The sequence below is a fragment of the Kitasatospora sp. NPDC101108 genome (genome assembly GCF_055584725.1).
Map to the genome: position 1 here is coordinate 64,299 of NZ_JBVJLM010000002.1, position 19,872 is coordinate 84,170.

Here is a 19,872-nt window from a genome sequence, read left to right on the forward strand (position 1 = left end):
CTGACGAGGCCGAGGCCCTGACGGAGCCGAGGCCCTGACGGAGCCGGCTTCCCGAGCCGGGAGTTCGGGCCCCGGGACCCTGACCCGGGGCCCGAACTCCCCAGGGGGCGTGCCGCGTTCGCGCGGCGCGCTCCCTCTTCGCGTTCCCCGGCTCAGTCCGAGGCGCAGTGCGTCCCGGCGGCCGGCAGCACCCCGTCCACCAGGAACGCCGCGACGGCGTCGCGCACGCACCCGCTGCGGTCCCAGGACATGTGCCCGTCGCCGTCGCGGGTGAGCAGCACCCCGTGCTGCAGCCCGGCCGCCATCCGCTGCGCCCATGCGTACGGCGTGACCGGGTCGTCCGTCCCGCCGATCACCAGGATCGGGGCGCTGCCGACGGCGGTGACGGTGTGGGGCTGCTCGGTGGAGCGGTACGGCCAGCGGCGGCAGTCGGGGTCGAGCAGGGTGATCCGGGTGTCGTGCCGGCTGGTGAGCGGGGCCCGGGCGGCGAGGTCGGCGAGGGCGGCGCGCAGGTCCGCGTCGGTGGGGGCGAGCGGGGCGTCGGCGCAGTGGATGGCCGCGTAGCCGTCGGCGGCGGTGTCGTAGTGGCCGTCCTCGTCGCGGCCGGTGGTGCCGTCGGCGAGCCTGAGCAGTTCGTCGGCCTCGCCGTGGGCGAGGGCCGGGTCGAGGGCGGCGCGCAGCCGGGGCCAGTTGCGGCGGCCGTCGTCGAGGGCGTCGAGGACGCCGGTCCAGGCGAGGGCCGCGGTGAGGGGGCGGCCGTCGCTGGCGGGCAGCGGGTGGTCCTTGAGGCCGTCGAGGAAGTCGGCGAGGCGCTGGGGGGCGGTGGCCGGGTCGCTGCCGAGCGGGCAGCTGTCGCCGTCGGCGGCGCAGCCGGTGGCGTAGGCGCGGAAGGCGGCCTCGGTGGCGGCGGCCTGTTCGCCGTTGAGGTGCATCAGGTCGGTGCTGCGTTCGACGGCGCCGTCGAGGACGAGCCGGCCGGTGCGGTCGGGGAACTCCTCGGCGTAGAGGGCGCCGAGGTAGGTGCCGTAGGAGAGGCCGAAGAAGTCGAGTTTGCGTTCGCCGAGGGCGCCGCGCAGCACGTCCATGTCGCGGGCGGTGTTGCGGGTGCCGAGGTGGGGGAGCACGTCGGCGTACTTGGCGCGGCAGGCGTCGGCGAGGACCTGGCCGTGGTCGTAGGCCGGGTCGTCGGTGCCGGTCCAGCGGTCGCGGGTGCGGTCGTCCAGGCAGTGGACGGGGAGGGTGCCGCCGGCGGCGCGCGGGTCGAAGCCGACCAGGTCGAAGTGGTCGCGCAGCGGGCCCTGGCTGCCCTTCCAGCGCCGGGCCAGGCTGACGCCGGAGATGCCGGGCCCGCCGGGGTTGAGCAGCAGGGCGCCGGTGCGGTGGCCGGGGTCGGCGGCGGGCACCCGGGCGACCGGGACGTCGGTGGTGCGGCCGCCGGGATCGGCGTAGTCCAGCGGGACCTTGAGGGTGGTGCACTGCAGGACGGGTTCGTCCTGGCCGTCGGGGTCAGCGTCGGCGTCACAGGGGGCCCAGTCGAGCCGCTGGTCGTAGAAGGCCCGCAGGGCCGGGGAGGTGTCGGCGGCGACCCGCTCGGCGAGGGGTGGGCGGCTCGCCGGGGCGCCCGCGTCGCGTGCGTCGCCGCTGCCGCTGCCGATGCCGGTGCCGGTGCCGGAGCAGCCGACGGGCAGGGCGAGGAGAAGGGCGGCGAGGGCGGCGACGGCGGGCAGGGCGCGCCGCGGGAGGCGGGGGGTCATCGGGGACACCGCCCACGAATACCACCCGGCGCGCTCCGGGGGCACGTCGCCCTCCCCGTCCCGTCGCGGTCCTGTCGCGGCTTTGACGCCGCGGAAGTGAAACGATTCGTCAGCCGCCGCACCGCTGCAGCACGGCCTTCCTGTCGGCCCCCGTCCCTCCGGCGCCCCCCGTTCCCCGCCGGGCCCGCCGCGCTCAGCCGCCGATCGCCGACATCGGCCGCTCGGGCCGGACGAAGTCGGCGCTGCCGATGGCGTGGCCGGGCCCCTTCCCGGCCACCGAGGCCCGCCAGGCCGCCTCGATCCGCCCGTCGTCCGCGCCGCCGCGCAGCAGGGCGCGCAGGTCGGACTCCTCGGTGGCGAACAGGCAGTTGCGCAGCTGCCCGTCGGCGGTCAGCCGGACCCGGTCGCAGCCGCCGCAGAACGGCCGGGTGACGGAGGCGATGACCCCGATCACCGTGTCCGTCCCGGCGATCCGCCACTCCTCCGCCGGGGCGTTGCCGCTGCGCCCGACCGGGACGAGGTCGAAGCGCTCGCCCAGCCGGGCCAGGACCTCGTCGGCCGTCACCATCGCGGCCCGGTCCCAACTCCCCTGTGCGTCCAGCGGCATGGACTCGATGAAGCGCATCCGGTAGCCGTGCTCCGCGGCGAAGGACGCCAGTTCCGCGATCTCGTCCTCGTTGACCCCGCGCACCGGCACGGCGTTCACCTTCACCGGGTCCAGCCCGGCCGCCTTCGCCGCCGCCAGTCCGGCGAACACGTCGCCGATCCGGTCCCGCCGGGTGAGCGCCGCGAACCGGTCCGCGCGCAGCGTGTCCAGGCTGACGTTCACCCGGCCCAGCCCCGCCTCCCGGAGCTGCACCGCCGTACGCGCCAGGCCGATCCCGTTGGTGGTCAGCGACAGCTCCACCCCCAGCTCCGCCAGCCGTCCGACCAGCCCGGGCAGCCCCCGGCGCAGCAGCGGCTCCCCGCCGGTCAGCCGCACCGAGCGCACCCCCAGCCGGTGCGCCGCGATCCGCACCAGGCGCACCACCTCGTCGTCGTCGAGCACCTCCGCGCGGGGCAGCCAGTCCAGCCCCTCCGCCGGCATGCAGTAGGTGCAGCGCAGGTTGCAGCGGTCGGTCAGCGAGACCCGCAGATCGGTGTGGACCCGACCGAAGCGGTCCACCAGCGGGCGCGGTGCGGTGTTCATCGCCCCAGTACAGGGGCAAGCGCGCCGCCGGACCAGCGGCCGAACCACCGGGGAGCGCCCCCGACCTGCGCCTTCGCCTTGTGGATTCGTACAAGCCGCGAACCGCTGCGCGGGCGCCCCCGGAGCGGGCAGGCTGGGCGCATGCAGAACACACCGCCCGCCGCAGTCCCGGCCCTCGTCCTCGCCGCCGGGGGCGGGCGCCGGCTCGGCGGGCGGCCCAAGGCGCTGATCCGGTACGCGGGCCGGCCGCTGGTGGAGCACGCGGTGGCCACCGTACGGGCCGGCGGCTGCCCGGACGTCACGGTGGTGCTGGGGGCGGAGCGCGGCCGGGTCCGCTCCACCGCGCACCTGCCGGGCTGCCGGCTGGTGGCCAACCCGGACTGGACTCAGGGCATGGGCTCCTCGCTGCGGGCCGGGCTGGCCGCGCTGGCGCCGGACGCCCCGGCGGTGCTGGTGATGCTGGTCGACACCCCGGGCGTCACCCCGGCCGCGGTGGCCCGGCTGCTGGCCGCGCACCGGGCCGGCGCCGACCTGGCCGCCGCGGCGTACGGCGGGCGGCGCGGGCACCCGGTGCTGATCGGCGCGCGGCACTTCGCCGAGGCGGCCGAGGGCGCCGCCGGCGACGCCGGAGCCCGCGCCCTGCTGGCGGCGCACGCCGCGGAGCTCGTCCTGGTCGAGTGCGCGGACGTCGCCGTCCCGGACGACCTCGACACCCCCGCCGACCTGGCCCGCTGGTCCGCCCGCTGACCTCCCGCCGTACGCCGCCGCCCCCTCCTCCCTGCGAAGGGTCCCACCGAGCCGACTGCCCTGATCTGTCCCTGAGGATTGCCCCATTCCGCGCCCAGGACGGGAGGTTTCGGGGAGCATGGGAGCCATCCACCCACCCGACCCCGACGGACGGAGCCCGCGATGGCAGGACTGCCCGACGACTTCACCGGACACGACCCCGCGCGGCCAGGAGCCGGGGCGGGCGGTGCCGCCCGGGCGATCCGCTGCCCCGCCTGCCGCCGCGAGCACCTGTACGAGCCGCCGTCGCTGCCCTGCCCCTGCGGCGCCTCGCTGAAGGTGCCGCTGCTGCGCGGCGGGGTGCCGGTGCAGGTGCGGTTCCGCTCCTGGGAGGACTCCTGGCTGAGCATGCGCTGCCCGCACTGCGGCCGCTCCGACCAGTGGCCGCAGCCCGAGTTCACCTGCAACTGCGGTGCCACCGTACGGCTCCCGGTGGACCGCACCACCCGGCTGGGCAGCGGCACGGCCGGCCCGCTCGCCGCCCCCGGCCCGCAGGCCTCCCGCCCGTACCCGGCGCACCCGGTGAACACCCCGGTGCCCGCCCCGCCCGCGGCCCCCGGCGGCTCGGCCGGCCGCTCCCGCCCGTTCCGCCACCGCGCCCCGTTCCGGCCCCACCCGGTGCGCACCTCGCAGGACGCGGTGTTCACCGCCGCCCGCTACCTGGAGTGGCTCGGCTTCGACGACCTGGAGCTGACCGAGGCCCAGGAGCGCGACGGGGTCACCCTGCTGGGCAGCCGGATGGTCGCCCAGGTCGACACCTGGACCGAGCCCGCCGACGTGAAGTCGGTCGAGTGCCTGTGGCTGCAGACCCTGCACGCGGAGGAGATGGCCGCCGCCATGTTCACCCTGGCCGGGTACTCCCACCAGGCCACCGTGCGCGGCGAACAACTGCTGGTCGCCCTGTTCAGCCTGGACCTGGCCGGGGTGCCGCAGCCCGCCAACGGCGCCGCCGAGGCCCTGATGGAGACCGGCTGGACCTCCTGACCCGACCGCCCGCCCCTCTAGATCATTTGCCCGGCAAAAGCAACAACCTCCGCTCGTGATCTGGTGCACAAGCTCGCCCCCGTGTTGAATTGCCGCCACAGCGCGGGCCTTTCGCCCTGCCGTCGCCATGCGCACGGTCGCGGCGGCAGGGCCCCAGGGGCAGGTCCGTGCCCTGCTGGATGGCGCACACAAGGAGGTGGCGTTGTCGGAGCACGGATGGAGCCCGAGCGGCCCGGACGGGCGGGGGCGGGCGGCAGCGGAGGAACCGGGCGACACCGTGTGGCGGCTGCGGTCCCGGGGGTGCTGGCAGGAGGCCGCCGAACTGCTGCGCCCGGCCGCCGAACACGACCCGACCGTCGCCCTCGCACGGGCCGAACTCCTCATCGAACAGTGCCTGTTCACCGCCTCGCAGTGGGCCCAGGCGGAACAGGCGTTACGACTCGCCGAGGCCCTGGCGGAGGGCACCGAACAGCGCGCGGCCGCCGCCTGCGCCCGCGGCTTCCTCGCCTACCTGGCCAGCGTCCTCGGCCCGCGCGACCGCCTCGACGAGGCACAGGCCGCGCTCGGCCGCACCTCGGCCCTGCTGCCGCCGGACGCCCCGGGCCGCCCACTGCTGGACTTCCGCCGCGGACTGGTCGCCGAGAACCTGCTGCGCGACCGCAGCGCCGCCTGGATCGCCTACCGCCGGGCGCACGAGGGCGCGGGTGAGCGCGGGGACGAACTGCTGCGCTCCTACACCTGGCGGCACCTCGCCGCCCTGGCGCTCTCGCGCGGGGAGCGCGGCAACGCCCGGGAGGGCTTCGACGCCTCCCTGCGGCTGCGCGAGCAACTCGGCTTCACGGTGGGGGTGGCGCCGGCGCTCGCCGCGCTCGCCGAGGTGTCCGAGCCCCCCGAGGCCGCACGGCTGCGCGCCGAGGCCACCCGCCTGGTGCACGCACTGGGCGGGGTGCCGGTCTGGCTCGCACGCCAGCTGTCCAACACGCCCCCGGGCTCCGTGCGCGCGCCGGGGCCTCCCCCGGACGGGCCCATCGCCAGCGAGACCTGGGGAACAATCAGCTAAGGTGAGCCTAACCTGTCCGGGGAGAGCAGTGCCCCGGACGGGTCGCCTTGCCGTTCCCCGGGACCGCCGCGCCCCGGTCCGGCCGGGCCCGGAGCATCGCGGCCGGGGCCGCCGGTCGACCCACCAGCGGCCCCGGTCGACCCGATGGGGGCCGCCATGACCGCGAGCAGCACCCGGCCCGGCCCCGTGCCGTACGCCCCCCGCACCACCGAGGCGCACACCCCGGCCCACGCGCCGGACACCCCCACCCCCTGCGCGCCCTCGTACCACCGGCTGACCGCGTCGACCCCGATCCTGGACGTGCGCTGCGCCCCGCCCCGCCGGGGTGGCGGCTGGCTGCCCCTCGCCGACCTCACCGCCGACCCGGCCGCCGTGCGCGCACTGGTCGCCCACGACGCCCGGCAGGGCCTCGCCCGCTACGGGCGGCCGCTGCGCCCGGACGTGGCGGCCGGTTTCGGGCTGCACCGCCTGGTCTGGTCGGTCTCGCTGCTGTTCACCGTGCCGTGGTTCCTGGAGCGGCGCGTCCCGCTGCTCGTCCCCGACGACGTCTCGCTGCGCCGCGGCCCCGCCTCGGCGGAGCTGACGGTGCGCCCGGAGTCCTTCGTCTGCCTGCCGGACGACCCGGCGGCCGGCTCCCCCGGGGCCCGTACGGCGCCGGACGAGGACGCGCTGGCCGCCCAACTGCGCTGCTCGCTGGGCGAGTTCCTCGCCCCGGTGCTGACCGCCTTCGGCCCGCGGGTGCGGCGCGGGCCGCGGGTGCTGTGGGCGATGGCCACCGACGCGGTGGTGGAGGGGCTCTGGTACGCGGGCGGACTCCTCGGGGAGCGGGAGCGGGCGCGCGCCGAACTGTCCGCGCTGCTGGCGCCCGGAGGACCGTCCGCCGGACCGGCGTGCGCGCCCGGCGCGGGCCCGGCCCACGCCCCCTCCCCCGCCCCCTTCACCCCGGGCGCCGGTTTCGCGCCCACCGCGCCCGGCCGCACCGGCGCTTCGGGTACGGACCGGGTCCGGGCCAGCTGTTGCCTCGTCTACACCGCGGAACCCGGGGAGATGTGCGGCGGCTGCCCCCGCGTCACGCGACGTTGACGGAAATCCGTCCGATTCAGGATTCGAAAAGCCCGTCATTCCGGGACCCTCGTACGGCGAATTCATATGACAGTGCGATAGGCGACGGGTCAGAAATCCCTCTCCCCAGCGCATTGACGGCGAATCCGCCTTTCGTCCGCCGGGCATCCGTCATGATGGTCCCCGCCGCGCTGCTGGAACGCAGTGGGCGGCGCAGGAACACGACGCGCGACGCAGAAAGCGAGGCTGGTTCCGGCGATGAAATTGTCCGACATACCGCTCGGCTGGGCCGTCACCGGGGTAGCGGGGCTGCTGGTCAGCGCCCTCCTGGTGGCCCTGGTCCGAAGCCGGGGATCCGCCGCCGGCGGGGATTCCTGGGAGCGATCCGAGGAACGGCGCCGCAACAAGGAATCCCTGTACGGCGCCGCCTCCTACACGCTGCTGTTCTGCTGCGCCGGGGTCGCGGCCGCGCTCTCCTTCCACGGACTGGTCGGCTTCGGCGTGCAGAACCTCGGCCTCTCCGGCGGCTGGGAGTACCTCGTACCGTTCGGGCTCGACGGCGCCGCGATGTTCTGCTCGGTGCTCGCCGTCCGCGAGGCCAGCCACGGCGACGCGGCGCTCGGCTCCCGGCTGCTGGTCTGGCTCTTCGCCGGCGCCTCGGCCTGGTTCAACTGGGTGCACGCCCCGCGCGGCTTCGGCCACGCCGGCGCCCCGCAGTTCTTCTCCGGCATGTCGCTGTCCGCCGCGATCCTCTTCGACCGGGCGCTCAAGCAGACCCGCCGGGCCGCACTGCGCGAGCAGGGCCTGGTGCCCCGCCCGCTGCCGCAGATCCGCATCGTCCGCTGGCTGCGCGCCCCGCGCGAAACCTACGCGGCCTGGTCGCTGATGCTCCTGGAGGGCGTACGCAGCCTGGACGAGGCGGTGGACGAGGTCCGCGACGACAGGCGGGAACGCGCCCTGGAGAAGGAGCGCCGCAAGCTGGCCGGCCGCCGGGAGCGGGCCGAGATCCGGGCGATCAACCGGAGCAGCAGCCACTGGCGTGGACGCGGCGGCGCCGCACGGCAGTTGGAGTCGGCCGGCTCGGAGTCCGCGATAACCGGCGGGCCCGGGGCGGAGCGTCCGGCGGGCGCGCGGGAGGTCGGGGCCCCGGCCGCTCCCGAGCCCGGCGCGCGCGAGGTCGAGGCGGCCGAGGGCACCGTCGTCCAGCCCGGCCTGCCGGCCCGTCCGGAGCGGCGCACCATCGACCTCACCGTCGACGAGGACACCGTCACCCTGCCCCGGCTGGACTCGCTGGAGCGCAAACTGAAGGACTTGGAGCAGCAGTTCGGCTGATCCGGTCAGGGCCGGCCCCGGCCCTGACCGGTCAGGCCGCGTCCGGAACGCTCAGGCCGCGTTCGCGACGCTGAGTTCGAACCACATCCGTTTCCCCGACCCGCGCGGCTCCACGCCCCACGAGTCCGCCAGCGCCTCGACCAGCATCAGCCCGCGCCCGGAGGAGGCCTGCTCCCCCGGCGTCCGGCGGGTCGGCCACAGGTCCGACTCGTCCTCCACCTCGACCCGCAGCCGGGCCCGGCCGCCGTCCGAGACCGACTCCCGGTAGAGCCGGGCGGTGAACATGGCGTCCCGGTCGGTGTGCCGGATCGCATTGGTGACCAGCTCGGAGGAGAGCAGTTCGGCGGTGTCGATGAACTCGGCCACGCCCCAGCGGCGCAGCGCGTCGCGCAGTTCGGCACGGACCTCGGCCACCCGCGCCAGGTCGGCCTGGCCGATCCGGCGGCGCAGCTGCTGGGCGGCGAGCCCGCCCGCCGGGCCGTCCCAGCGCAGGAGCAGCAGCGCTATGTCGTCCTCGCGCTCGCTGGAGTCGGCGGCCTGGGAGGCGATCCGGTCGGCCAGCTCCTCCAGCGGGTCGCGGGCCGACTCGTCGGCGACCGGCAGCGGGCGGGCCAGGGTGCCGGTCAGCCGTCCGATGCCCTCGTCCAGGTCCATGCCGCGCGCCTCCACCAGTCCGTCGGTGCACAGCAGCACCGTCTCGCCCGGGTCGAGGCTGAACCGGGTGACCCGGTACTCCTGGTCCGGGTCGATGCCCAGCGGCAGCCCGCCGGCCACCGGCACCACGGCGGCGGTGTCGTCCGCGCGGCGCACCACCGGGTCGAGGTGACCGGCCCGGACCGCGTAGACCACGCCGTAGTCCACGTTGACCTCGGCGTAGGTACAGGTCGCGAAGTGGTCGGTGTCCAGGTCGGCGAGGAAGCGGGAGGCCCGGGCCATCACCGCGGCGGGCGGGTGGCCCTCGGCGGCGTAGGCGCGCAGCGCGATCCGCAGCTGGCCCATGATCCCGGCGGCGTGCACGTCGTGGCCCTGGACGTCGCCGATCACCAGGCCGACGTGCCCGCCGGGCAGCGGCACCACGTCGTACCAGTCGCCGCCGATCTGCAGCCCGGAGCCGGCCGCGAGGTAGCGCACCGCGGTGGTCACGCCGGAGATGGACGGGACGGTGCGCGGCAGCATCACCCGTTGCAGACCGGCCGCCAGCTCGTGCTCGGCGTCGTGCAGCCGCGCCCGGGCCAGCGACTGGGCGACCAGCCCGCCCAGGGTGGACAGCAGGGTGCGCTCGTCGGCGTCCAGCTCGCGCTCGTCGTCGAAGCTGACCACGCAGACGCCGATCGCCCGGCCGCTGGCCACCAGCGGCAGGTACGCCCAGGAGCCGCGGCCGGTGCGGCTGGTCTGCTCCCAGACGTCGGGGTGGCGGTCGCGGAAATCCTCGCGGCTGGAGATGAAGACCGGGGCGCGGTGCCTGAGCGCCTCGGCGGCCGGGTGGCCGGCCGGAAGCACGGTGCGGTCCCAGACGGCGAGCGCCTGGGAGCGGTAGCCGGAGGCGCCGAGGATCCGGGCCCGTCCGGCCTCGAAGGAGGCGAGCACCAGGCCGTCCGGCGGCAGGCCGGGCAGCGGCAGCTCGGTGAACACCCGGGCCACGTCACGGACGGTGACCGCTTCGGAGAGGGCGCGGGCGGCTTCCTTGATGAACCGGGAGCGCTCCTCGCGCAGCTGGGCGAGCCGGTCGGCCCGGTCGCGCTTGTGCAGCTCGACGGTGGCGTCCCAGACGAAGCCCACCATCCGGGAGGCGCGGCCGAAGGCGTCCGCGAGCACCCGGCCGCGGAAGCGCACCGCCCGCATCGTCCCGTTCGGCCCGACGGTGCGGTAGTAGGCGCCGCACTGGCCCAGCTCGGCGACGGCCCGCTCGACCCGGCGGCGCACCACGGGCGCGTCCTCGGGGTGCAGCAGGGACAGGAAGGAGGCGGCGGTCCGGTCGAAGCGTTCCCGCTCGACGGAGTCCAGGCCGAGGATCGTGCAGGCCCGCTGATCGCCCTCCAGGACGTCGCGTCGGATGTCCCAGTCGAAGGAGCCGATGCCGTTGGCGGCCATCGCGGGCTCCAGCCAGTCCGGCATGGAGTCGCCCGAGGAGGGCGGCAGTCCGCCGGACAGCACCGGGGCCAACCGCCCGGCGGTGAGCGCGGGGGACGTGCGCACGGAGTTCCGGCGGGTGGCCTGGGCGGGCGGGCGGACGGCTGGCGGCGGCTCCACGGCGGACGCGCCGGGAGGAAGGGCCGGCCCCGGCGACTCGGACTCAGTGGGCATGCTGCTCCTGCCGCTGCCGTGGCGGACCGCGCCGACCGTCCGGACGGGCCGCGTGGCGGTGTGATGGGTCGTGCTGGATCGGACGGTGCCGACGGACGGTGGTCAGTCGAGGTTCGGTCTCCCCGCTGCTTCCCGCACGTGGACACACATTCCCACCATCCTGGCCAATGTTCGGCCGAGCGGCAATGGCAACGGGCCGGAAATCTTGCGCTCCGCCTTGTGTTCGCGGCTTGCTCCGTGAACGGATCGATCGGCGGCGAACGACCCTTCGGGCGCGGGACGCGGGGTGCGCAGTTCCGGGCGTGGGGTGTTGGGTGCGCGGTTCCGGGGTGCGCGGCTCCGGGGTGCGCGGCTCCGGGGCGCGTGGTCCGGACCGCGCCTACGGGAGGGCGAGCTCGAACCAGGTGACCTTGCCGTCGCCCCGCAGCTGCACGCCCCAGGAGTCCGCGAGTGCCTCCACCAGCAGCAGCCCCCGGCCCGAGGTCGCGTACTCGGGCTCCGGATCGCGCCGACGCCCGGGCAGCCGGCTCGTGCCGTCCTCGACCTCGACCCGCAGCCGGCTGTCCGAGCCCAGCACCGCGTCGAAGACCGCGCCCTGGGTGGTGTGCAGCAGCGCGTTGGTGACCAGCTCGGAGGTGAGCAGCTCGGCGGTGTCGGACAGCTCCGGCACCCCCCAGTGGCTCAGCGCCGCGCGCAGCCGGTGCCGCACCGCGCCCACCGAGACCAGGTCGGCCGGGTCGAGCGTCAGGTGCAGCCGGCGGTGCAGCGAGCACCCCGGGGTCGGCGCCCCCGGCAGGGTCGTCCCGGTTCCGGTGCCGGCGCCGGTCCCTACTCCGGCGCCGGGGCCGTTGCCGTTGACCGGGCCCTGGGCCGGCCCGGACCGGTAGGCGTCGCCCGAACTCGTCCGCTGCCGCGGGAATCGCGACTGACCGTCCATCACCACATGCCCCCGCCCTCGAATCCGGGCCCCCGCCTCCGGATCCCCCTGCCGGCCGGGTGGCCCCCTCGTTCTGACCACCATCCTCATGCCCAGTTGACGACGTTTGCAACAGTGTGCGTCCGATCACGTGGGGTGAAAGGGGCACGGAGAGGTTCACGTGATCCAACTGCCCGCGCCGGACAGGTTTGCGAAGCGCAGAGGCTCTTTTCGAGCCCGCCCCCACCCGATCCCGCGCACACCCGGCGCCCGTACGGACCGTGCGCGGGCCGCGCGCCCCGTCTCCTCCACCACGGCGCGCCACCGCCCGCGCGCTCCCCTTTTCCGCACCCTCACCCCCCCGCACGCCCGACAAGCCGAACCCCGGCGGAGCGGCAAGGCTGGACACGACGCCCCCGTGCGGGTTCAATGACCCGAGATGTTTGAACGACGTTCTAACATCACCCCCGGAAGCCCCGGCCCCCGAGCCGACCCCCTCCCCGGCGACCGCGAGCGAGGAACCGTGCGACTGACCCCCACCGAGCGGGACCGACTGCTGATCTTCACAGCAGCCGAACTGGCCCGCGCCCGCCGAGCCCGGGGCGTACGCCTCAACATCCCCGAGGCCACCGCCCTGATCGCGGACACCGTCTGCGAGGCCGCCCGCGACGGCCGGCGCCTGGCCGAGGCCATCGAGGCCGGCCGCTCCGTGCTGACCGCCGACGACGTGCTGCCCGGCGTGCCGGACGTGGTCACCGTCGTCCAGGTCGAGGCCGTCTTCGACGACGGCACCCGTCTCGCCGTCGTCAACGACCCCTTCAAGGGCGCCGGCTCGCTCGGCGACGAGGCCCCCGGCGGCGCGCTGGCCGGCGACGGCGCCGGCTACGACCCGGTCGAGGAGACGCTGCTCATCCCCGTCCACAACACGTCCGCGGTGCCGATCTCGGTCACCTCGCACTTCCACTTCTTCGAGGCCAACCCGCGCCTGGCCTTCGACCGCGCCGCCGCCTACGGCACCCACCTGGCCGTCCCGGCCGGCTCCTCGGTGCGCTTCGACCCCGGCGCCACCGTCGAGGTCGGCCTGGTCCCGATCGGCGGCGACCGGGTCGCGATCGGCTTCGCCGGGCTCGTGGACGGCCCCCTGGACGCGCCCGGCGCGAAGGAGGCCGCCCTGGAGAAGGCCCGCGCGACCGGCTACCTGACCCGCTTCGACGACTCGGAGGTGCCCTCGTGAGCTCCATCTCCCCCCACGACTACATCTCCGTCCACGGCCCGCGCGCCGGCGACCGGGTCCGCCTCGGCGACAGCGGACTGATCGTCCGCGTCGAGTCCGACTCCCAGGCGCCCGGCGACGAGTTCCTGGCCGGCTTCGGCAAGACCGCCCGCGACGGCCTCCACCTCAAGCCCGCCGCCGTCCGCGACACCTGCGACGTGGTGATCAGCAACGTCCTGGTGATCGACGCGATCCAGGGCATCCGCAAGACGTCCATCGGCCTGATCGGCGGCCGGATCGCCTCGATCGGGCGGGCCGGTAACCCGGACACCCTGGACGGCGTGGACGTGGTCGTCGGCACCGGCACCACGATCGTCTCCGGCGAGGGCCTGATCGCCACCGCCGGCGCCGTCGACACCCACGTCCACCTGCTCTCGCCGCGGATCATGGAGGCCTCGCTCGCCTCCGGCGTCACCACGATCATCGGCCAGGAGTTCGGCCCGGTCTGGGGCGTCGGCGTCAACTCGCCCTGGGCGCTGCGCCACGCCTTCAACGCCTTCGACGCCTGGCCCGTCAACATCGGCTTCCTGGGGCGCGGTTCGTCCTCCGACGAGGCCCCGCTGATCGAGGCGCTGGCCGAGGGCGGCGCCTCCGGCTTCAAGGTGCACGAGGACATGGGCGCCCACACCCGCGCGCTGGACACCGCGCTGCGGGTCGCCGAGGAGTACGACGTCCAGGTCGCCCTGCACACCGACGGGTTGAACGAGTGCCTGTCGGTCGAGGACACCCTCAAGGTGCTGGAGGGCCGGACCATCCACGCCTTCCACATCGAGGGCTGCGGCGGCGGACACGTCCCCAACGTCCTCAAGATGGCCGGCGTGCCGAACGTCATCGGCTCCTCCACCAACCCCACCCTGCCGTTCGGCCGCGACGCCCTCGGCGAGCACTTCGGCATGATCGTCTCCGCGCACGACCTCAAGGTCGACCTGCCCGGCGACGCCGCCATGGCCCGCGACCGCATCCGGGCCGGGACGATGGGCGCCGAGGACGTCCTGCACGACCTCGGGGTCATCGGCATCACCTCCTCCGACGCCCAGGGCATGGGCCGCGCCGGCGAGACCGTGCGCCGCACCTTCGCCATGGCCGGCAAGATGAAGGCCGAACTCGGCCCGCTCGACGGCACCGGCTCGTACGGGACCACCGAGAGCGGCGACGACAACGAGCGCGTGCTGCGCTACATCGCCAAGCTCACCATCAACCCGGCCATCGCCCACGGCCTCTCCCACGAGGTCGGCTCGATCGAGGTCGGCAAGCTCGCCGACATCGTGCTGTGGCGCGCGGACCACTTCGGCGCCAAGCCGCAGCTCGTCCTCAAGTCCGGCTTCCCCGCCTACGGCGTGGTCGGCGACCCCAACGCCTCCACCGACCGCTGCGAACCGCTCGTCCTCGGCCCGCAGTTCGGCGCCCACGGCGCGACCGCCGCGGACATCTCGGTGGCCTTCGTCGCCCAGGCCGCCGCCGACGGCGCCTACCTCGACCGCCCCGCCGACGGCCTCCCCACCCGCCGCCGCCGCGTCGGCGTCCGCGGCACCCGCGGCATCGGGCCGCGCGACATGGTGCGCAACGCCCGGGTCGGCCACGTCGACGTCACCGAGACCGGGCTGGTCTCGCTCGACGGCTCACCGCTGCGCTCCGAACCCGCCGACAGCGTCTCCCTCAGCCGCCTCTACTTCCTCTGACCGCCGGCTCCCGCCGCCCCCACCCTCCTAGGACTGCGCGATGACCACCCCCACGCCCGCCTCCCTCGGCTACCGGATGCCCGCCGAATGGCACCCCCACGACCGCACCTGGATGGCCTTCCCCACCACCAACCCCACCTTCGACGGTCCCGAGCAGCTGCACGCCGCCCGCCAGGCCTGGGCCGCCGTCGCCGACACCATCGTCCGGTACGAGCCGGTCACGCTGATCGTCAACACCGGTGAGACCGCCGAGGCCCGCAAGTACGTCTCCGAGCAGGTCGAGATCGTCGAGCGCCCGCTCAACGACGCCTGGATGCGCGACATCGGGCCGTCCTTCCTGATCGACGGCAAGGGCTCGCTCGCCGCCGCCGACTGGATCTTCAACGGCTGGGGCGCCCAGTCCTGGGCCCGCTGGGACAAGGACCAGCACATCGCCGAGCACATCAGCGAGCTGACGGACGTCCAGCGCTTCGCCTCCCGGCTGATCAACGAGGGCGGCGGCATCCACGTCGACGGCGAGGGCACCGTGCTCGTCACCGAGACCGTCCAGCTCGGCGAGGGCCGCAACGCCGACTGGACCAAGGAGGAGGTCGAGGCCGAACTCCACGCCTTCCTCGGCACCACCAAGGCCGTCTGGCTGCCGCGCGGACTCACCCGCGACTACGACGAGTTCGGCACCCGCGGCCACATCGACATCGTCGCCTCCTTCGTCCGCCCCGGCGTCGTCGTCGCCCACGTCCAGCCCGACCCCTCCCACCCGGACCACGCCGTCTGCCAGGAGCTGGTCGCCGTCCTGCGTGCCTCCACCGACGCCCGGGGGCGGCAGCTGGAGGTCATCGAACTGCCCGCCCCCACCGTCCTGTTCGACGAGGACGGCGAGCCGGTCGACTACTCCTACATCAACCACTACGTCGCCAACGGCGCCGTCGTGCTGTGCGCCTTCGACGACCCCCGCGACCAGCAGGCCGCCGACATCCTCGCCGCGGCCTACCCCGGCCGCACCGTCGAACTCGTCGACGCCCGCGAGATCTTCGCCAACGGCGGCGGCATCCACTGCATCACCCAGCAGCAGCCCAAGGCCTGACGCCCGTCGGCTACCGGGGTGGGGGCGGCCGCCCCCACCCCGGTAGCCTTCGCTCCTCCCCTCTCCTCCAGGAAGCAGCCCCACCATGGCCGACCCCCGCCCGCGCCGACCGGCGCGCCCCCGCGAGGAGGTCTTCGCCACCGCCCGGGCCGCCATCGCCGAACACGGGCTCGCCAAACTCACCATGGCCGGCCTCGGCAAACAGCTCCAGATGAGCGCCGGACACCTGCTCTACTACTTCGGCAGCAAGGACCAGCTCCTGCTGGAAACCCTCCGCTGGAGCGAGGACCAACTCGGCACCCGCCGCCGCGAGGCCCTCACCGACCCCGCCCTCGACCCCTGGCAGCGGCTCGACGCCTACCTGCGCCTCTACCTGCCCGAGGGCCCCGGCGACCCGCGCTGGATCCTCTGGGTCGAGGTCTGGGGCCGCTCCCCCGCCAGCGCCGAACTCCGCCGGGGCCAACAGGAGATCGAAGCCCCCTGGCAGGCCGACCTGGTCACCCTCATCGAACAGGGCACCACCACCGGCCACTTCACCCCCGGCCCCGCCCCCGCCCGCGCCGCCCAGCTCCGCGCGCTCCTCGACGGCCTCGCCGTCCCCATCGCCATCGGCCTCCCCGACACCCACGCCCCCACCGCCCTCACCCACGCCACCACCGTCGCCACCGTCCTCCTCCGCAGCTGAGCGCCCGCCCGAGGAAGGCCGGGCCCGCGCCGGAAGTCGACCAGGCCGACCTCTCGTGCAGCGGCCCGAGGTTGCTGCCCCGGCGGCACCGGTGAGCTGGTTCGGCGGATGAGGCGGTCGATCTGCAAGCTGCTCGCCTCCCGGCGGGAGGTCCGACCTGCCGACCCCGGGGCGGCAGCCCCTACCAACCGCGTCCTGACCACCGGACTGCTCGTCCGGATCCTCCCGTCGCACCAGCACCCCCGCTGCCACCAGGTGAAGAAGCACCTCGTGCAGCGCGTCACCCAACGGACTGTCGGTCCAGAAAACCGACTTGGCCTGCGAAAACGTCACCGACTCGTCAAAGAGGCCCAACGAGCGGCCCACCACGAACGCAGCACCGTCCCAGTCGGTCCAGCCCGCCAAGCCCTCGGAGAGATTCACGAACCGATCGTGCCGGCCCACGGCCGAACCCGGTGGACGGATGGCGGGGTGGGCCGGGGGGCGGTCACTCGGTCCAGATGGCGGCGGCGGTGCGGTCGTCGGCGTAGCCCTTGGCGCGGACCTGGACCTGGCGGAGGAAGTCGACGGTGCCCGGGGGGTGGGGGTGGACCCAGTGGGTGGAGAGGAAGTGGGCGACGGCGGGTTCGTCGGCGATCGGGTGGGACAGGCCGGGGGTGCAGAGCAGCAGGATGTCGCCCGGGGTGGCCGGGACGAGGCGGAAGCGGAACGGGCGCGGGTCCGGTACCGGGGCTTCCGGGACGGGCGGCTGGCCGTCCGGGTGGTGGAGCAGCCGGGCCGCGTAGGCGTCGATCCAGTGGCCGGAGCGCAGCAGGTAGAGCCCGCCCGGGCCGACGCCGAAGGCGGCGCGGTAGCCCGCCGCCGGGTCCAGCGACAGCAGCAGGCAGTGCAGTGAGGCCGGGGACGGGGTGTCGTCGCCCTCCTGCCGGGGTGTCAGCGCGCGCAGCGGGGCAGCGGCCGCGATGGCCAGGCGCTGGAGGCCGTAGCGCAGGCGGTCCCGGGCACCGTCGCGCAGGTCGGCGGCCAGGCCGGCCCGGCTGCGGCCGATGGCGGCGGCGAGTTGGCGGCAGGCCTCGCCGGTTCCGGCGGCGACGGCCTGTGCGGTGAGCGACTCGTCCTCGGCGCCGCCGGTGCGGTCGTAGCCCGCGAGGACGGCGAGCAGCAGCCCGTCGGGGCCGTCGCCGAACCTGGTCACCAGCAGGCTGTCCCGGCGCGGCTCGCCCCGGTAGCGGGCGGAGTCGCCCCGGACGGAGACGGCGCGCAGCACGGTCGTTCCGTACTGGGCGCCCTCCAGCGCGGTGTCCGGTACGACGGTGTCGAGGGTGCCCGGGTCGGCCTCGGGGACGGCGGTCGGCTCGGGACCGTAGGTCGGGGGGCGCTCGCCGACGTGCGGGACCGCGGGGCCGCTGCCGGTGAGCGGGGCGCGGATGGCCAGGCGCGGGTCGGGGACGGGGGCGGGGGCGGGGGCGGAGGCGGAGGGCTCGGGGTCGGGCTGCGGTGCGTGGTCGGGTTCGGGTTCGGGGGCCGGTTCCTTGACGGCGACGGGTTCGGGGCTGGGGGCCGAGACGGGGGCGGCCCCGGGTTCGGGTTCGGGTTCGGGTTCCGGTGCGGGTGCGGGTTCGGATTCGGGTTCCGGCTCCGGCTCCGGCTCCGGCTCCGGCTCCACGGAAGGCTGGGGGTCGGGCTTCTCCAGGGAGACGGGGGTGGCAAGCACCTCCGTGGCGGGTTCCGGCTCCGGCTCGGGTTCCGGCTCCGGTTCCGGCTCGGGAGCCTCCGCCCGGGGAGCCTCGGCGGCGGTCCCGGTCGAGCCGCGCTGGCGTCCGATGCCGCCGCCGGTCCCCTCGATCACGCCGACCGCGGTGTCGAACCAGTCGTCGATGCTGTCCCGCGCCACCGCCGCTTCCGTGACCGGTTCCACCACCGGTTCCGCGACCGGTTCCGCAGCCGGCTCCGGCTCCGCCGTCCGCTGCTGCCCGATCAGCCCCGCCGCCGTGTCGAACCAGTCGTCGACGCTGCCGTCGCCGGGGTCGGCGTGCGGGGTGTCGGGGAGGGTGCCCGCCGGCCCGTCGTAGACGGTGTCCCACCAGCCGTCGTCGGGCCGGGGCGGCTGTGCGGGTGCACCCTGCTTGCTCATCTGGCGGCTCCTGGTCGGTCCGTGGTCGCGCCGCCCCCGCAGGGGGCCGGACTGGCGTCATTGTCTCCAAGTGCAACGACCCTGTCCGGGTTTCGGCGACAACCGGTCACCGACCGGATCATCCCGGCCACCGCGTTCACCTGGAGCTTCGCGGGCGGCGGGGCGGCGGAGCGGTACGGCCGTCACCACGGCGTTCGTATCCGTTCCGTCCGTGCTTGCCGGATGTGCCCCGATCAGGGCGTTTCCTGGTCATTGCGGGGTCTCGGCGGCCGAAAATGAGGGCCGATGAGGGGCATCGCTTCACCCGTTCGGCTGATTAAATGTGCGCATGACCGCGTCGGCCCCGAGCTCACCCCGACCGGGGAGGGCCGCATCGGCGGGCCGCCCGGCGGGTGCGCTGTTGGTCCTGCTGCTGGTCGCCCTGCTGACCGCGCTGCCGTGTACGGGCCTGGCGAAGGCGGACGCGTCCGCCCGTCCGGGACCGGCCCCGGTGGGCGCCGTCTCGGTGGTCAGTGCGGCGGAGGCCACCGCGCAGACCACGCTCGCCCGCGACACCGCGCGCGCCGCCACCCGGTCCTCCGACGGCCACCACCGCATCGCGGAGCAGCAGGACCACTGGATCCTGTGCACCGCCGACGGCCAGCCGCCGCACAACAACGGCTGCTCCAGCCATCCGTTCTGCCCGCAGGACGCCCAGCTGCCGAACCCGCCGCCGCATCCGCAGCCCGCCGCGTGGCCACTCGTCTCCCCGGCGCCCGAGGCGCTGCCCCGGGTGATGCCCGCGGGCCTGCTGGACGGCCCGCGCCCGGCCCCCGATCTGCACGAGCTCCAGGTCCACCGGTCCTGAGCGGAACCCACCGCCGACGCTCCCCGTCGGCGGGTCCGCCACTCCCCCCTCTTCAGCCGACCGCCGCCGCCAGCCGTGCGCGGCGGGGACAAGGACAACCATCATGGGTTCCGTCTCGAAGCAGTCCAACAAGCCCGGCGGCAAGCCCGGCGTCGACCGCCGCGCCCGGATAGCCGAGCTGCGCGCCGCCGAGCAGCGCCGCGACCGCCGCAACAAGGTGATCGCCTCGGTGGCCGCCGGTGTGCTGGTGATCGGCGCGATCGCCACCGGCACCTGGCTCGTCATGGACCAGAACCAGAAGAAGAAGGACCGCGAGGCCGCCGCCAACGCGGACATCCCGGGCGTGAAGACCTTCGGCGACCTGAGCCGCAACCACGTCAAGGAGAAGGTCAACTACCCGATGACCCCGCCGGTCGGCGGCGACCACAACGCGGTGTGGCTGGACTGCATGGGCCACGTCTACGACAAGCCCGTCGAGAACGAGCGCGCCGTCCACTCGCTGGAGCACGGCGCCGTCTGGGTGACGTACAACGGCAAGGCCACGGCGGACGACATCAAGCTCCTCTCCGACAAGGTCAAGGCCACCCCGTACTCGCTGATGAGCCCGTACCCGGACGAGCAGGGCACCATCACCCTGAACGCCTGGAGCACCCAGCTGATCGTGGACAGCGCCAGCGACCCGCGGGTCAACCAGTTCTTCACCAAGTACGTCCAGGGCAAGCAGACCCAGGAGCCGGGCGCCTCCTGCAGCATGGGGGAGATGTGACCGCCGACGGGACCCGT

The 19,872-nt window shown here is 75.1% G+C and carries 16 protein-coding genes; 11 read left to right on the top strand and 5 right to left on the bottom strand.

What is annotated here, in order from left to right; genetic code table 11:
* Positions 1 to 152 precede the first annotated feature (152 nt).
* Complete coding sequence (locus ACZ6Z8_RS05045) at positions 153 to 1,754, bottom strand: alpha/beta hydrolase (protein WP_465606471.1); 1,602 nt, start codon at positions 1,752 to 1,754, stop codon at positions 153 to 155.
* Positions 1,755 to 1,947: 193 nt separating this feature from the next.
* Positions 1,948 to 2,943, bottom strand: a complete 996-nt coding sequence (gene moaA / locus ACZ6Z8_RS05050) for a GTP 3',8-cyclase MoaA (protein WP_465606473.1) — start codon at positions 2,941 to 2,943, stop codon at positions 1,948 to 1,950.
* Between the two features lie 141 nt (positions 2,944 to 3,084).
* Here moaA and ACZ6Z8_RS05055 point away from each other — a divergent pair, with 141 nt between their 5' ends.
* The 5 genes from ACZ6Z8_RS05055 (at position 3,085) to ACZ6Z8_RS05075 (ending at position 8,167) form a co-directional block, all read left to right on the top strand.
* Complete coding sequence (locus tag ACZ6Z8_RS05055; RefSeq protein WP_465606475.1) at positions 3,085 to 3,690, top strand: nucleotidyltransferase family protein; 606 nt, start codon at positions 3,085 to 3,087, stop codon at positions 3,688 to 3,690.
* Positions 3,691 to 3,852: 162 nt separating this feature from the next.
* Positions 3,853 to 4,713, top strand: coding sequence for a hypothetical protein (locus tag ACZ6Z8_RS05060; protein ID WP_402822557.1), 861 nt, complete (start codon positions 3,853 to 3,855; stop codon positions 4,711 to 4,713).
* A gap of 202 nt (positions 4,714 to 4,915) precedes the next feature.
* On the top strand, positions 4,916 to 5,773 hold the full coding sequence (locus ACZ6Z8_RS05065) for a hypothetical protein (RefSeq protein WP_465606477.1): 858 nt from the start codon (positions 4,916 to 4,918) through the stop codon (positions 5,771 to 5,773).
* 156 nt (positions 5,774 to 5,929) lie between these two features.
* The gene (locus ACZ6Z8_RS05070) at positions 5,930 to 6,856 is read left to right on the top strand and encodes a (2Fe-2S)-binding protein (protein WP_465606479.1); all 927 of its coding nucleotides are present in this window, start codon (positions 5,930 to 5,932) and stop codon (positions 6,854 to 6,856) included.
* A gap of 237 nt (positions 6,857 to 7,093) precedes the next feature.
* Positions 7,094 to 8,167 carry a DUF2637 domain-containing protein gene (locus ACZ6Z8_RS05075; RefSeq protein ID WP_465606481.1) on the top strand — a complete coding sequence of 358 codons (1,074 nt, stop codon included), beginning with the start codon at positions 7,094 to 7,096 and terminating at the stop codon, positions 8,165 to 8,167.
* Between the two features lie 51 nt (positions 8,168 to 8,218).
* On the opposite strand, the gene ACZ6Z8_RS05080 is transcribed toward ACZ6Z8_RS05075, so the two are convergent.
* On the bottom strand, positions 8,219 to 10,471 hold the full coding sequence (locus ACZ6Z8_RS05080; RefSeq protein ID WP_465606482.1) for a SpoIIE family protein phosphatase: 2,253 nt from the start codon (positions 10,469 to 10,471) through the stop codon (positions 8,219 to 8,221).
* Between the two features lie 379 nt (positions 10,472 to 10,850).
* Positions 10,851 to 11,408 (bottom strand): ATP-binding protein, encoded by a 558-nt coding sequence (locus tag ACZ6Z8_RS05085; protein ID WP_465606484.1) that lies wholly within the window; start codon positions 11,406 to 11,408, stop codon positions 10,851 to 10,853.
* Positions 11,409 to 11,910: 502 nt separating this feature from the next.
* Between ACZ6Z8_RS05085 and ACZ6Z8_RS05090 the strand changes: the two genes are divergently transcribed.
* The 4 genes from ACZ6Z8_RS05090 to ACZ6Z8_RS05105 all read left to right on the top strand — a co-directional run bounded on the left by ACZ6Z8_RS05090 (position 11,911) and on the right by ACZ6Z8_RS05105 (position 16,108).
* A complete protein-coding gene (locus tag ACZ6Z8_RS05090; protein ID WP_465606486.1) occupies positions 11,911 to 12,621 on the top strand; it encodes an urease subunit gamma in 711 nt (236 codons plus the stop codon).
* Positions 12,618 to 14,339 carry an urease subunit alpha gene (locus ACZ6Z8_RS05095; protein WP_465606488.1) on the top strand — a complete coding sequence of 574 codons (1,722 nt, stop codon included), beginning with the start codon at positions 12,618 to 12,620 and terminating at the stop codon, positions 14,337 to 14,339. The genes ACZ6Z8_RS05090 and ACZ6Z8_RS05095 overlap by 4 nt, the downstream gene beginning before the upstream one ends.
* A gap of 40 nt (positions 14,340 to 14,379) precedes the next feature.
* Positions 14,380 to 15,423 carry an agmatine deiminase family protein gene (locus ACZ6Z8_RS05100; protein ID WP_465606490.1) on the top strand — a complete coding sequence of 348 codons (1,044 nt, stop codon included), beginning with the start codon at positions 14,380 to 14,382 and terminating at the stop codon, positions 15,421 to 15,423.
* A gap of 85 nt (positions 15,424 to 15,508) precedes the next feature.
* Entirely contained in the window at positions 15,509 to 16,108 is a 600-nt protein-coding gene (locus tag ACZ6Z8_RS05105; protein ID WP_465606492.1) for a TetR/AcrR family transcriptional regulator, read from the top strand.
* 487 nt (positions 16,109 to 16,595) lie between these two features.
* Here the strand turns inward: ACZ6Z8_RS05105 and ACZ6Z8_RS05110 are convergent, their stop codons facing one another.
* On the bottom strand, positions 16,596 to 18,242 hold the full coding sequence (locus ACZ6Z8_RS05110) for a PP2C family serine/threonine-protein phosphatase (RefSeq protein WP_465606493.1): 1,647 nt from the start codon (positions 18,240 to 18,242) through the stop codon (positions 16,596 to 16,598).
* Positions 18,243 to 18,570: 328 nt separating this feature from the next.
* Here ACZ6Z8_RS05110 and ACZ6Z8_RS05115 point away from each other — a divergent pair, with 328 nt between their 5' ends.
* Entirely contained in the window at positions 18,571 to 19,089 is a 519-nt protein-coding gene (locus ACZ6Z8_RS05115) for a hypothetical protein (protein WP_465606495.1), read from the top strand.
* Between the two features lie 103 nt (positions 19,090 to 19,192).
* Positions 19,193 to 19,855 carry a DUF3105 domain-containing protein gene (locus tag ACZ6Z8_RS05120; RefSeq protein ID WP_465606497.1) on the top strand — a complete coding sequence of 221 codons (663 nt, stop codon included), beginning with the start codon at positions 19,193 to 19,195 and terminating at the stop codon, positions 19,853 to 19,855.
* The last annotated feature ends 17 nt before the right edge of the window (positions 19,856 to 19,872 follow it).